Source organism: Pseudarthrobacter cellobiosi, from assembly GCF_023913755.1.
Lineage (GTDB): Bacteria > Actinomycetota > Actinomycetes > Actinomycetales > Micrococcaceae > Arthrobacter > Arthrobacter cellobiosi.
Genome location: NZ_JAMXBJ010000048.1, coordinates 268,456 through 281,969, shown reverse-complemented (window position 1 = coordinate 281,969; position 13,514 = coordinate 268,456). Strand labels below are relative to the sequence as shown.

General features: G+C 65.9%; 13 protein-coding genes. 10 read left to right on the top strand and 3 right to left on the bottom strand.

Features of this window, described 5'->3' with window-relative positions; all coding sequences use genetic code 11:
- A partial coding sequence (locus tag NG696_RS21205; RefSeq protein ID WP_252576117.1) for a hypothetical protein occupies positions 1-723 on the bottom strand: 723 nt, incomplete at its 3' end.
- A 30-nt stretch (positions 724-753) separates the two neighbouring features.
- On the opposite strand from NG696_RS21205, the gene NG696_RS15870 reads away from it, so the two are divergent.
- From NG696_RS15870 to NG696_RS15825, 10 genes are all read left to right on the top strand, one after another.
- On the top strand, positions 754-2,403 hold the full coding sequence (locus NG696_RS15870; protein WP_252576116.1) for a tetratricopeptide repeat protein: 1,650 nt from the start codon (positions 754-756) through the stop codon (positions 2,401-2,403).
- A 6-nt stretch (positions 2,404-2,409) separates the two neighbouring features.
- A complete protein-coding gene (locus NG696_RS15865; RefSeq protein ID WP_252569425.1) occupies positions 2,410-3,399 on the top strand; it encodes an HAD-IIA family hydrolase in 990 nt (329 codons plus the stop codon).
- Between the two features lie 9 nt (positions 3,400-3,408).
- Positions 3,409-3,639 carry a hypothetical protein gene (locus NG696_RS15860; protein ID WP_252569422.1) on the top strand — a complete coding sequence of 77 codons (231 nt, stop codon included), beginning with the start codon at positions 3,409-3,411 and terminating at the stop codon, positions 3,637-3,639.
- 2 nt (positions 3,640-3,641) lie between these two features.
- Complete coding sequence (locus NG696_RS15855) at positions 3,642-4,454, top strand: TlyA family RNA methyltransferase (protein ID WP_252576115.1); 813 nt, start codon at positions 3,642-3,644, stop codon at positions 4,452-4,454.
- Between the two features lie 13 nt (positions 4,455-4,467).
- The gene (locus NG696_RS15850) at positions 4,468-5,493 is read left to right on the top strand and encodes an NAD kinase (protein ID WP_252569416.1); all 1,026 of its coding nucleotides are present in this window, start codon (positions 4,468-4,470) and stop codon (positions 5,491-5,493) included.
- Between the two features lie 3 nt (positions 5,494-5,496).
- Positions 5,497-7,236, top strand: a complete 1,740-nt coding sequence (gene recN, locus NG696_RS15845) for a DNA repair protein RecN (protein ID WP_252569413.1) — start codon at positions 5,497-5,499, stop codon at positions 7,234-7,236.
- 87 nt (positions 7,237-7,323) lie between these two features.
- Positions 7,324-9,078 carry a CTP synthase gene (pyrG, locus tag NG696_RS15840; protein WP_252576114.1) on the top strand — a complete coding sequence of 585 codons (1,755 nt, stop codon included), beginning with the start codon at positions 7,324-7,326 and terminating at the stop codon, positions 9,076-9,078.
- A gap of 25 nt (positions 9,079-9,103) precedes the next feature.
- On the top strand, positions 9,104-9,766 hold the full coding sequence (locus NG696_RS15835) for an NUDIX domain-containing protein (RefSeq protein WP_252576113.1): 663 nt from the start codon (positions 9,104-9,106) through the stop codon (positions 9,764-9,766).
- Positions 9,766-10,749, top strand: a complete 984-nt coding sequence (gene xerD / locus NG696_RS15830; RefSeq protein ID WP_252576112.1) for a site-specific tyrosine recombinase XerD — start codon at positions 9,766-9,768, stop codon at positions 10,747-10,749. The genes NG696_RS15835 and xerD overlap by 1 nt, the downstream gene beginning before the upstream one ends.
- Before the next feature lie 30 nt (positions 10,750-10,779).
- Positions 10,780-11,253 carry an 8-oxo-dGTP diphosphatase gene (locus tag NG696_RS15825; protein WP_252569396.1) on the top strand — a complete coding sequence of 158 codons (474 nt, stop codon included), beginning with the start codon at positions 10,780-10,782 and terminating at the stop codon, positions 11,251-11,253.
- A gap of 141 nt (positions 11,254-11,394) precedes the next feature.
- Here the strand turns inward: NG696_RS15825 and NG696_RS15820 are convergent, their stop codons facing one another.
- Positions 11,395-12,534: a bifunctional 2-methylcitrate synthase/citrate synthase gene (locus NG696_RS15820; protein WP_252576111.1), complete on the bottom strand. Its 1,140-nt coding sequence runs from the start codon at positions 12,532-12,534 to the stop codon at positions 11,395-11,397.
- A gap of 74 nt (positions 12,535-12,608) precedes the next feature.
- Complete coding sequence (prpB, locus tag NG696_RS15815; protein ID WP_252569391.1) at positions 12,609-13,514, bottom strand: methylisocitrate lyase; 906 nt, start codon at positions 13,512-13,514, stop codon at positions 12,609-12,611.

Sequence of the window (13,514 nt, the reverse complement as noted above, 5' to 3'; positions counted from 1 at the left end):
ATGGACTGCGTTGCACCTCAAAGCCGCGCACCCGCCTCGCCCCGCGCACAGCCGAAGAAGCGGCACCGGCCCCAACCCGCCGCCGTCGTACACCACACAACCCACTACGCGAACTGGCAGAGCGTCCGGCTGAACGCTGCAGGAAATGATAGAGCGTCCGCCGGAACACTGCAGGAACTGCAGGAGCGTCCGCTGCAGAAACTGCGAGAGCGTCACCTGGGGAGTGTGAACATTCCCACGACGGCGGCCTGGAGACGGATCCATGTCATCTGTCGGTGAGGTCTCGCCTAGAATTGACTGAGATGTACGGACTTCGAAGCGCTTGATTTCGGGTTGCGTAGGATAACGAAACACGGAACGAGCGGCTGCGATTGCGCCAGTGGTCGGCTCATAACAGGAGGAATCCCCATGGCTGAGCACAACGGCGGCAACCGCGGCGGCAACGACCGCGGTCCTTTCCGCGGCAACAACAATTCTGGCGGCGACCCGCGGGGATTCCGTTCCCGCGAAGACCCTAACTCCGAGGCTCCGAAGCGCGCGCCTGGTTCCGGTGAACGTAAGCCTTTTGGTGATCGTCCGCGCCGCGAGGGCGATGGCGAGCGTCGTGCCTTCGGTGGTGGAGAACGCAAGCCGTTCACAGGCGGCGGTGAACGGAAGCCGTATGGTGACCGTGACAACAAGCCTAATGGTGGTCGTCCTCGTCGAGAAGGTGACGGTGAACATCGTACCTTCGGCGGTGGAGAGCGCAAGCCCTTGAGCAGCGGCGGGGACCGGAAACCGTTCACAGGTGGCGGCGAACGCAAACCCTATAGTGACCGGGACAACAAGTCCTTCGGTGATCGTCCGCGCCGGGAAGGCGACGGTGAACGTCGCAGCTTCGGCGGCGGGGACCGGAAACCGTTCACAGGTGGCGGCGACCGGAAGCCGTTCGGTGACCGGGACAACAAGTCCTTCGGTGATCGTCCGCGCCGGGAAGGCGACGGTGAACGTCGCAGCTTCGGCGGCGGGGACCGGAAACCGTTCACAGGTGGCGGCGACCGGAAGCCGTTCGGTGACCGGGACAACAAGTCCTTCGGTGATCGTCCGCGCCGGGAAGGCGACGGTGAACGTCGCAGCTTCGGCGGCGACAACCGCAAGCCGTTCACAGGTGGCGGCGACCGGAAGCCGTTCGGTGACCGGGACAACAAGTCCTTCGGTGATCGTCCGCGCCGGGAAGGCGACGGTGAGCGTCGTGGATTCTCCGGCGGCGACAACCGCAAGCCGTTCGGTGACCGCCAGGACCGTGCCCCCCGGAGCTTCGACCGCGGTGATTCCGGCCCCCGCCAGTTCGGCAGGGACCGTGCGGAAGACCGCCCGGTCCGTGTACCCAACGCGCGTGACCTTCGCAGTGCCAACCGTCCGGACCGCGAACGTTCCCCGGAAATCGATGAGGATGTCACGGGCAAGGAGCTTGACCGCGCTACGCAGCACCAGATCAAGACTCTGGAAGACAAGAGCGCAGAGTGGGTTGCCCGCCACCTGGTAATGGCCGGACGCCTGATCGACGAAGAGCCCGAGCTGGCTTTCCAGCATGCCCTCGCCGCGAGCCGGCGTGGTGGCCGGCTGGCTGCCGTCCGTGAAGCCGTCGGACTCACCGCTTACGCGGCAGGACACTACGGCGAAGCGCTGCGCGAATTCCGGACCTACCGCCGCATTAGCGGTTCGAACGTCCACCTACCCGTGATGGCAGATTGCGAACGCGGACTGGGCCGGCCTGACCGTGCCCTTGACGTGGTGCGGTCCGAGGAAGCGAATGACCTTGACGCTCCCGGCAAAGTCGAGTTGGCCATCGTGGCGGCCGGTGCCCGGTCTGACCTCGGCCAGTTGGACGCTGCCGTGGCTGAACTTGAAATTTCCCAGCTGGACTTGAACCGTGCGTTCTCCTACAGTCCAAGGCTGTTCAGGGCCTACGCTAACGCCCTGTCCGCCGTTGGTCGAGAAGATGAGGCGGCTAAATGGCAGAAGCAGGCCGTTGTGGCTGAAAATGCCTTGGGTCTCGGCGCCGATGAGGAACCCGACATCGTGGACCTTGGCTGGGACGAGGAAGAGGAAGCCCGCGAGGAAGCTCAGCGCCGGCGTCTGCTGGAGCGTGCTGCCGCAGGCCCCGAAGCCGCTGCATCCACGCCTGCTGCCCGGACCGAGGTAGCCGCGGACAAGACTGCCGTGGAGGCCGCTGCCGTTGATGCAGACATCGACGACGTCGAATCGGATTTCTTCGAGTCCGATGACGCCGAGTCTGACGAGGATTCCGTCGAAGCAGACGAACTGGAGGCCGGCGACGCCGAGCACGGTGAAGAAGAGCACAGCGAAGCAGGCGACAACACCAACGGCTTCGATGGCCACTCTGAAGGACGGGACAGCTAGCCCGCCATGACTGAAGTTCCACTGATTTCTCTGTTCGACGCCCTTTTGGCGGACCTGGACGGCGTGGTCTATGCCGGACAGCACGCCATCCCCGGCGCCGTTGACTCGCTGCAGCAACTGGAGGGTTTGGGCATTGGCCTGGGGTATGTCACCAACAATGCCTCCCGCACTCCGGCTCAGGTAGCGGCGCATCTCCGTGAACTGGGTGCGCCGGCGGACGATGACCAGGTGGTCAGTTCCTCGCAAGCCGCGGCCGAGCTCCTGACATCACTCGTTGCCCCCGGAGCGCGGGTGCTGATCACCGGCAGCCCCGCTCTGGCGCAGGAAATCGAACTGGTGGGACTGACTCCTGTCTACAGCCAGGATGAGGATCCGGTAGCCGTGGTCCAGGGGTTCAATCCCGGTATCGGCTGGAAGGATCTGGCCGAGGCGTCATACGTGGTGTCGGCCGGGGCACTGTGGATCGCCACCAACACCGATATGTCCATTCCGCAGGCAAGGGGAATAGCCCCGGGAAACGGCACCCTTGTGGCAGCAGTAGCCGCTGCCACCGGACAGACTCCGCGGGTCGCCGGTAAGCCGGAAGCCCCGCTCTTCCACGCCGCCGCCAAGCGGCTCGCGGCTGACCGCCCGCTGGTGGTGGGCGACCGCCTGGACACCGACATCCTCGGCGGCAACAACGCCGGGTTTGCCACGGTGGCCGTGCTGACCGGTGTCGACACCACGGCTACCATCTTGGCCGCACGCACGGCGGAACGCCCGGACTACATCATTAATTCCCTCAGCGACCTCCACCGCCCCTACCCGGCCGTGGACCACACTGACGGAATGCACCGTTGCGGGGCCTCCACCGCGCGGGTCAGCGGTGGCACCATCCAGGTCAGCGGCAGCGAAGGTGACCTGGATTCGTGGCGGGCTGCCTGCGCCGCCTGGTGGACTGCGGTCCCTGACGCCGCCCTGCCCACCGAGCCCAAACTCGAGTGGCGCAATCATTAGACTGGTCCAATGACTGAGCTGAACGAAGCGCACCATCCGGAAGCAGCCCAGCCAACGCCGGAATGGCCGGACACAGCTGCGCCGGCAACGACCGATCCGTCCATTGCGGCCCTAACGGCCGCGATGGACGGCGTCGAACAGTTGCCCGTATCTGAGCATGAAGCTGTTTACAGCGACCTCCACGATGCCCTGCTGCACGCGTTGAACGAAGAGGCCCCAGACGGCGGAGGAGAAGCTTGAGCATGGCACGACTTGACCAGACGCTCGTCGCCCGCGGCCTGGCCAGATCCCGGACCCACGCTGCATCGTTGATTGCCGAGGGCAAGGTGAGCTCGGCCGGCCAGATCCTGTCAAAGGCGTCCCTCCAGGTCGACGACGGCAAGGACCTAGCGGTCGAGCACACCGAAGAGGACAGCTACGTCAGCCGGGCCGGGCACAAGCTGGCGGGCGCCCTGGACATTTTCCCCGAGGTCACGGTTGCCGGCAAGAGATGCCTGGACGCCGGCGCCTCCACCGGCGGCTTCACCGAGGTCCTCCTGCGGCGCGGTGCGGCACACGTGGTGGCAGTCGACGTCGGTCATGGCCAGCTGGTCCCGCAGCTCCGCGCCGATGACCGCGTATCCGTGTACGAGGGCCTCAACGTGCGGTACATGGCGCCGGCGGACATCGGCGGACAAGCCGAACTCACGGTGGCCGACCTCTCCTTCATCTCGCTGACCCTGGTGGTCCTGCCGCTGGCGCTGTGCACGCGGCCGGGTGGCGACTTGGTGCTGATGGTGAAGCCCCAGTTCGAGATCGGCAAGGACCGGCTGGGCCGCACCGGCGTGGTCACTTCCGAGCGCGAACGCCGGATGGCCGTGGAAAAAGTTGCCAATGCGGCGCTCGACGCCGGACTGGACTTACGCGGCTTAGCGGCCAGCCCGCTGCCGGGCCAGGACGGAAACGTCGAATACTTCCTGTGGATAAAGCGCAGGATGACCCAAGACCTGCCTAAGATCGAAGAGCGCCTCGCAGCCATTGACGGATTGCTTGGCCGAATCTGGCCGAACCACTAGAAAGCGGAACCCGATGAGCAGGCGAGTACTTGTCCTTGCCCACACTGGCCGCGAGGAGTCACTGAAGGCCGCCTGGGAAGCCTGCGCCCAACTGCATGACTCCGGCATTGTTCCCGTCATGCAGGAGTCTGAACTGCGTGACATGGAAAGATTCTTCGGGCAGCTCACGCAGCCGGTGGAGATCCTACACGACCACGTACAGCTGCCGGACGTCGAGCTGGTGATGGTCCTGGGCGGTGACGGCACCATCCTGCGCGCCGCGGAGCTGGTGCGGGAGGTGGACGTACCCCTGCTGGGCGTCAACCTTGGCCACGTCGGCTTCTTGGCCGAGAGCGAGCGGGCGGACCTGGCCCAAACGGTGGAATGGATTGCCCGCCGCGACTACACGGTTGAAGAGCGCATGACCATCGACGTCCAGGTCTGGGTCCGTGGCCAGAAGATCTGGCACACCTGGGCCCTGAACGAGGCCGCAATCGAAAAAGGCAACCGCGAACGCATGATCGAGGTGGTGACCGAAGTGGACGAGCGCCCGCTGACCTCCTTCGGCTGCGACGGCGTGGTGGTGGCCACCCCCACAGGCTCCACCGCGTACGCGTTTTCCGCCGGCGGGCCCGTCGTTTGGCCGGAGGTCGAGGCCCTGGTGATAGTTCCCATCAGCGCCCACGCGCTCTTTGCCAAACCGCTGGTGGTATCGCCCCGGTCCCGGCTGGCCGTGGAAGTCCTCACCCGCACCGGTGCCCAGGGTGTGCTCTGGTGCGATGGCCGGCGCTCCGTGGACCTGCCGCCCGGCGCCCGGGTTGAAGTGACCAAGTCCGCCACTCCGGTCAGGCTGGCCAGGACGCACCAGACGCCCTTTTCAGCGCGTTTGGTCCGCAAATTTGAACTCCCCATTCACGGCTGGCGCGGGCCCGTGCCGCAGTCGGAGACCATCCACACCGGACCCATCCCGATCGTCCGGACGCCGCGGCCCAGGCCGCCGCTCCAGCTTGCCTCCGGCGACCAGCCGGAGGACGATACCGATCCCGCGACCGCAAAGTGAACCATGCTTGAAGAACTGAGAATCCGCGATCTGGGCGTCATCACCGACGCCACGCTGCCGCTGGGCCCCGGGCTGAGCGTCGTTACCGGCGAAACCGGAGCCGGCAAAACGATGGTGGTCACCGCCGTCGGCCTCCTGCTGGGGGCGAGGTCTGACGCCGGGGCGGTCCGGAGCGGCGCGAAGAGCGCCACGGCGGAGGCCGTCCTCAAGCTCGACGCCGGGCATCCGGCGATTGCCCGGGCAGTTGAAGCGGGTGCCGACGTGGAGGAGTTCGACGGCGGCGCAGAGCTTATTCTTGCGCGTCGCCTCGGTGCGGACGGGCGCAGCCGGGCCTTCCTGGGGGGGCGGGCCGCCCCGGTGGGCGTTCTCGCGGAGATCGGTGAAACCCTCGTGGTGGTCCACGGCCAGTCGGACCAGATCAGGCTGAAGGGGGCGGCCGCCCAGCGCGGCGCCCTGGACAAATTTGCCGGCGATGCGCTAGCGGGCCCGTTGGCCTCCTACCAGGCGCTCTACAGCCACTGGAAGGCCAGCCAGGCGGAGCTGGAAACCCTGCGCAGCGCCGCCCGCGACAGGCTCCGCGAGTCCGAGTCGCTGGAAGTCGCGCTGGCCGAAATCAGCAACGTGGATCCGCAGCCGGGGGAGGACGAATCCCTCAAGGCGGAGGCTGTGAAACTGGCCAACGTGGAAGAGCTCAGGATTGCGGCGAACACGGCGCATCAGGCGCTCATCGCGGAGGACTACGGTGACGCGGGCGACGCCACCACCCTCGTGGACGCCGCGAAAAGGACCCTGGAGCACGTGGCCGAGCACGACGCCGAACTCGGGTCCGCCGCAGCGCGCCTGGCCGAAGTGGGCTTCCTGCTCAACGACATCGCCACGGAGCTGGCCAGCTACCAGGCAGGCCTGGACTCGGAGGGCCCGGAACGGCTCGCCGAGATCGAGGACCGGCGGGCCGCCCTGGCCACCTTGGTCCGCAAGTACGCCCCCAGCATTGACGAAGTCCTGGTGTGGGCGGAAAACGCCCGGGTCCGCTTCGACGAGCTGCAGGACGACTCCACCAGGATCGAAGCCCTGGACGCGGACGTGGTCCGGACCGAAGCGGAACTGCAGACGCAGGCAGCCGCCGTCAGCAAAATCCGGGCCAAGGCTGCCAAGGACCTGTCCGGCCGGGTGAGCGCGGAGCTGAAGGCACTTGCCATGGCGGACGCCACCCTGGTGATCACCCGTGAGGCGGCCGCTCAGTTGACACCGCATGGAGCGGACGAGATCACGTTCCTGCTCCAGCCGCACTCCGGAGCCCCGGCCCGTCCGCTGGGCAAGGGCGCCTCCGGCGGCGAACTGTCACGCGTGATGCTGGCCATCGAGGTGGTGCTGGCCGCAGTGGATCCGGTGCCCACGTTTGTGTTCGATGAGGTGGACGCCGGGGTCGGCGGGCGGGCCGCCGTCGAAATTGGCCGCCGGCTGGCCATGCTGGCACAGCATGTGCAGGTCCTGGTGGTCACGCACCTGCCGCAGGTGGCAGCCTTCGCGGACCAGCACATCACCGTCACCAAGACATCCGTCAGAGGGGCCGACGGCGGCACCGCCACCGGGTTCACGTCCAGTGATGTTCGCCTCCTCGACGGTCCTGAGCGCGTGCGGGAGCTCGCCCGGATGCTGGCCGGCCAGGAGGATTCAGAATCGGCCCAGGCGCACGCCCAGGAGCTGCTGGACGACGCAAAACTGCTGCCCCAGCGGGCCTGACGGCGGATACCCCTTGATCGCAGGGGGCCTCGCCCTGCACACTGGATCATTTGGGGAGACAGTTCCTGAACGGGAAAGGCTCAATTGATGATAGGCTCGAATTCCGTGGTGCAGCGATCAAATTCCCGTGTAAATTCCCGGTTCCCGGGCTCGTCCAAGACGACCAAACACATCTTCGTAACCGGTGGTGTGGCGTCCTCGCTCGGTAAGGGACTGACGGCTTCGAGCCTCGGTCACCTCCTGCGGGCACGCGGCCTGTCTGTAACTATGCAGAAGCTCGATCCCTATCTGAACGTGGATCCGGGCACGATGAACCCCTTCCAGCACGGCGAGGTCTTCGTCACTGACGACGGCGCCGAGACCGACCTGGACATCGGACACTACGAGCGGTTCCTCGACGAAAACCTCGAGGGCTCAGCCAACGTGACCACCGGCCAGGTCTATTCAACGGTGATCGCCAAGGAACGCCGCGGCGAATACCTCGGCGACACCGTCCAGGTTATCCCGCACATTACCGACGAGATCAAGCGGCGTATGCGGCTACCGTCCGAAGGCAAGAACGCGCCGGACGTCATCATCACCGAAATCGGCGGCACGGTCGGCGACATCGAGTCGCAGCCCTTCCTCGAGTCGGCCCGCCAGGTCCGCCAGGACATCGGCCGCGGCAACGTGTTCTTCGTCCACGTCTCCCTGGTGCCCTACATCGGACCCTCGCAGGAACTGAAGACTAAACCGACGCAGCACTCCGTGGCAGCCCTGCGCTCCATCGGTATCCAGCCTGAGGCAATCGTGGTCCGCTCGGACCGCGAAGTCCCCGAGCCCATGCGCGCCAAGATCGGCCGCATGTGCGACGTCGATATCGAAGCCGTCATCGGCTGCCCGGATGCCCCCAGCATCTACGACATCCCCAAGACCCTGCACACGCAGGGACTGGATTCCTACATCGTCCGCGCCCTGGACCTGCCGTTCAAGGACGTTGACTGGACCAGCTGGGACAAGCTGCTCGAAGCAGTCCACAACCCCAAGCACCACGTGGAAATCGCGCTGGTGGGCAAGTACATCGACCTGCCTGATGCTTACTTGTCCGTGACCGAGGCCCTGCGTGCCGGCGGCTTCGCCAACGACACCAAGGTCAAGATCCGCTGGGTACCGTCGGATGAATGCGAAACCCATGAGGGCGCCGTGGCGTCCCTGGACGGCGTGGACGCCATCTGCGTTCCCGGTGGCTTCGGCATCCGCGGCCTCGAAGGCAAGCTGGGCGCCCTGAAGTACGCCCGCGAAACCAAGCTGCCAGTCCTGGGCCTGTGCCTGGGCCTGCAGTGCATGGTGATCGAATATGCGCGCAACGTGGTGGGCCTCGAAGGAGCTTCCTCGTCCGAGTTCGAACCGGACTCCAAATACCCGGTGATTGCCACGATGGAAGAGCAGCTGGATATCGTGGACGGCAAGGGCGATCTTGGCGGCACCATGCGTCTTGGCCTGTACGAGGCAAAGCTCGACGACGGCTCGGTCATTGCAGAGACCTACGGCAAGACCACTGTCAGCGAACGCCACCGGCACCGCTACGAGGTCAACAACAAGTACCGCGACCAGATCGCTGCCGAGGGCCTGGTGTTCTCCGGAACGTCGCCGGACGGCAAGCTCGTGGAATTCGTTGAGCTGCCCCGCGAGGTCCACCCGTTCTACGTGGCAACCCAGGCGCACCCCGAACTGAGCTCACGGCCCACGCGGCCGCACCCGCTCTTCGCCGGGCTCATCAAGGCCGCCCTGGACCACCAGAACGCACAGGACGCGCCGGACGCGCCGGCAGCCAAGCCGTTGCGTACGGTTGCCGCAAAATAAAACCGAATAAGTAGAGGACGGCGCGATGCCCGGCACACCTGAAACCCCCCAAGCTGCACGGCAGGTTTCGGATGCGCCGAGCCCGCGCCGTCTTCTGTCTACGGAGAAGGTCTATGAAGGCCGGATCTGGGATGTGGTCAGCGACAGCTTCCAGCTGAGCGAGACGGGGGAGTCCCTGACCCGCGACTACATCGACCACCCTGGCGCAGTGGCCGTCCTACCCATGAACGATGCCGGCGAGGTTCTGCTGATCAGGCAGTACCGGCACCCCGTGGGCATGGACCTTTGGGAAATCCCAGCCGGCCTGCTGGATGTGGAAGGCGAGGATTTTGTGGCGGGTGCTGCCCGCGAACTCGCCGAGGAGGCGGACCTCGCGGCCGGCGAATGGAACGTCCTGGTGGACTTCTTCAACTCGCCGGGCTCCTCCAGCGAGGCCATCCGCATCTACCTCGCCCGGGACCTCACGGAGGTGCCTCACCACGAACGCCATGAGCGGACCGATGAGGAAGCCGAGATTGAATTCCACTGGATCGCTTTGGACGACGCCGTGGCCGCGGTCCTGGAAGGCAGGCTGCACAACCCGTCCGCCGTCGTCGGAATCCTGGCCGCCGCCGCGGCGAAAGCTGAGGGCTTTGCGGGACTGCGTCCAGCGGATGCACCCTGGCCTGCGCACCCCAGCCAGCGTTGATGACGGCGAGTACTGAGGCAAAAGCCCCGACGCCGCCCGTCCGGCCACAGACCGCCATCGACCTCGCCATCACCGAGTATCTGCAACATATGGGCGTGGAACGCGGCCTGGCCGCCAACACACTCTCCGCCTACCGCCGTGACCTGGCGCGGTACTCCCGTTACGTGACGTCGGAAGGCTGCCACGGCCCGGGCCAGATCACCCGCCACCACGTGACGGGCTTCGTCATGGCCCTCAACGACGGATCCGACGGCGGCACGGCGCTTGGCGTCCGGTCTGCTGCCAGGACCGTGGTGGCCGTCCGAGGACTGCACAAGTTCTGGGCTCTGGAGGGGGTCACAACGACGGACCCCGCCAGCGATGTCCACCCGCCCATGCCGGGAAAGAGGCTGCCCAAGGCCATCAGCGTGGACGAAGTCACCCGGATCCTTGAAGCCGCGGGCACCGACACCGCCACAGGGCTCAGGGACCGCGCCCTGCTCGAATTTCTCTATTCCACCGGGGCGAGGATCAGCGAGGCCGTGGGCCTGGACGTTGACGACATCGCCCTGCACGAGGCCGAAGCCGGGCCGGCCGTGGTCCGCCTGTTCGGCAAGGGATCCAAGGAACGGCTGGTGCCGCTGGGATCCTATGGGGCGCGGGCTGTGGACGCGTACCTGGTGCGTGGCCGTCCGCTGCTGGCGGCGAAGGGCAAGGGAACGCCCGCCCTGTTCCTGAACGCCCGCGGCGGCAGGATCAGCCGGCAAAGCGCCTGGACCATCCTGAAGGCGGCCGCGGACAAAGCCAACGTCACCAAGGATGTTTCCCCGCACACACTGCGGCACTCCTTCGCGACGCACCTGCTCGAAGGCGGCGCCGATGTCCGCGTGGTGCAGGAACTCCTGGGGCACGCCTCGGTCACCACAACGCAGGTCTACACCCTGGTTACGGCTGACACACTGAGGGAAATTTACGCAGCAGCCCACCCCCGGGCGCTGGGCTGACGCCGGCAGCCAAGCTATAGGGTTGGGGGCATGACGTTTACCCCTGTCACCCTGTGCTTTCTCACCCGTGAGTCCGCCGGTGTGCCACAGGTCCTGCTTGGCTTGAAGAAGACCGGCTTCGGCCGCGGCAAGGTGGTGGGACTTGGCGGCCATGTTGAGCCGGGGGAGACGGATGAAGAGGCTGCCTGCCGCGAAGTCCACGAGGAAGCCGGGATTGTGGTCCGGCAGGAGGATCTGCGCGACGCCGGCGTGGTGACCTTCGATTTTCCTGCCCGCCCGGAGTGGAACATGAGTTCGCGGCTCTTTGTCGCAGCCAATTGGACCGGGCAGCCGGCCGAAAGTGCCGAGATCCGGCCGGAATGGTTCGACGTCGGCGCCTTGCCGGTGGACCGGATGTGGCAGGATGCAGCGCACTGGCTGCCGCTCGCGCTTGCCGGGTCTTTCTTGCGCCTGACAGTGGTCCTGAACGATGACAATGAGACCGTCCGCGAAGTGCTGGACTGACGGCGCCTTCTCGCCATTGGCGTTACGGCCGACGGCGGGCCGGTCACCTCGAAAGGTGCCCGGCCCGCCGTCGTGCGTCCAGTGGACCCACGCCGGCGAGGGACGCGAACCCAGCTTGCGAGGTTTGGGAGCCGGCGGGGATTATGGAACGTGCCGTTCTTCCGGTCCGTTGTATTCGCTCAGCGGGCGGATCAGGGAGTTGCTGGCTGCCTGTTCCATGATGTGGGCGGTCCAGCCGGTGATGCGGCTGGCCACGAACAGGGGAGTGAACGTAGCGGTGTCGAATCCCATCAGGTGGTAGGTGGGGCCGGCCGGGTAGTCGAGGTTCGGTTTGATGGCCTTGGCCTCGTCCATCGCGGCTTCGAGCCCGTTGTAGAGGCCCAGGAGTTCGGGGCGGCCGTAGTGGGCGATCATCTTGTCCAGCGCGGCCTTCATGGTGGGGACGCGGGAGTCGCCGTGCTTGTAGACGCGGTGGCCGAAGCCCATGACCTTTTTCTTCTGGGCCAGCGCGTCCTCCATCCAGGCTTTGGCACGGGTGGCGGCTTCGTCCAGTGATTCCTCCGGCCGGATCCCGATCTCGTCGAAGGTGTGCATCACGGCTTCGTTGGCGCCGCCATGGAGCGGGCCTTTGAGTGCGCCGATCGCGCCGGTCACGGCCGAGTGCAGGTCAGACAGGCTGGAGGTGATGACCCGGGCGGTGAACGTGGAGGCGTTGAAGGAGTGCTCGGCGTACAGGATCATCGAAACATTGAAGGCATCCACGACTTCCGGGACTTGGTCGTCACCGAATGACATCCACAGGAAGTTTTCCGAGTAGCCCAGGTCATCCCGGGGCTCAACGACTTCCTGGCCGCGCCGGCGCCGCTGGTCGTAGGCAACAACGGCGGGCATCGCAGCGAAGAGATCCACGGCCTTTGCCATGTTGGCCTCGGGCGACGAGTCTTCGGCCAGTGGGTGGCGGGCGCCCATGACTGAGGCCGCGGTCCGGCAGACATCCATGGGGTGGGCGGTGGTGGGAATCGTGTCGACGATCTGCTTCACCACAGGATCGAGGGCGCGGCCGGCGCGCTCGCGGGCAGAGAATGCGGACAGCTCATCGGGGGTGGGCAGTTCGCCGTTCCACAACAGGAAGGCCACTTCCTCGAAGCTGCATTTGGCGGCGAGCTCCTGGACGGGGTAGCCGCGGTACAGCAGCGAATTGGTGTCCGGGTTGACCTTCGAAACCGCGGTGTAGTCCACCACGACGCCGGCCAGGCCCTTCTTGATATCGACAGCAACCATGCTGTCCTCCTTCGTTCATTGGGCAAGCACGGATGTGCCGGAATGCTTGCAGTATCCTTGGTGGCTCCCGGGTCCTAGCGGACGCCGGGAATTTGGAAGTTGAAAACGCCGGTATCGAAGTGGTTGTAGGCCTCGTAGTCCACAAGGTCATAAAGCCGTGCACGGGTGAGCATGTTCTCCACTTGTGCTTCCTGCGACCCTGTGGCCTTGATCGATTCCAGAGTACGCTCTGCTGCGCCCATGGCAATGCGCAGCAGCGTGACCGGATATATGACCATGTTGACGCCGACGCCCTGCAACTGGTCCACGGTGAACAGCTCGCTCTGGCCGAACTCGGTCATGTTTGCCAGGATGGGCACGTCTACGGCGTCACGGATGGCCTGGAACTCGGACAGGTCCTTCATGGCCTCCGGGAAGATGGCGTCCGCACCGGCATCCACGAGGGCCCGTGCCCTGTCCTTGGCCGCTTCGATTCCCTCCACGGCGCGGATGTCGGTCCGGGCCATGATGAGGAAGTTCGGATCCCGGCGGGCATCAGCCGCGGCGCGGATGCGCTTGGTGGCCGTGTCCAGGTCCACGACGTTCTTGCCGTCGAGGTGCCCGCAGCGCTTGGGGTTGAACTGGTCTTCGATGTGGCAGCCGGCCAAGCCGGCGTTCTCGAGTTCCTGGATGCTGCGGGCCACGTTCATGGGCTCGCCGAAGCCGGTGTCCGCGTCCACCAGCGTGGGCAGGTCGGTCATGCGGGCGATCTGCCCGGCCCGCGTGGCCACCTCGGTGAGGGTGGTCAGTCCGATGTCCGGCAGGCCAAGGTCATTGGCCAGCACGGCACCGGAGACGTAGACACCGGCGAAGCCCTTTTCCTCGATCAGCCGCGCCGAGAGCGGGTTGAAGGCGCCCGGGAACTGTTGGATGGTGCCGGACGCGAGCATGTCGCGCAGCGCGATCCGCTTCTGTTCCGGGGTGGTCTTGGAATACAGCAT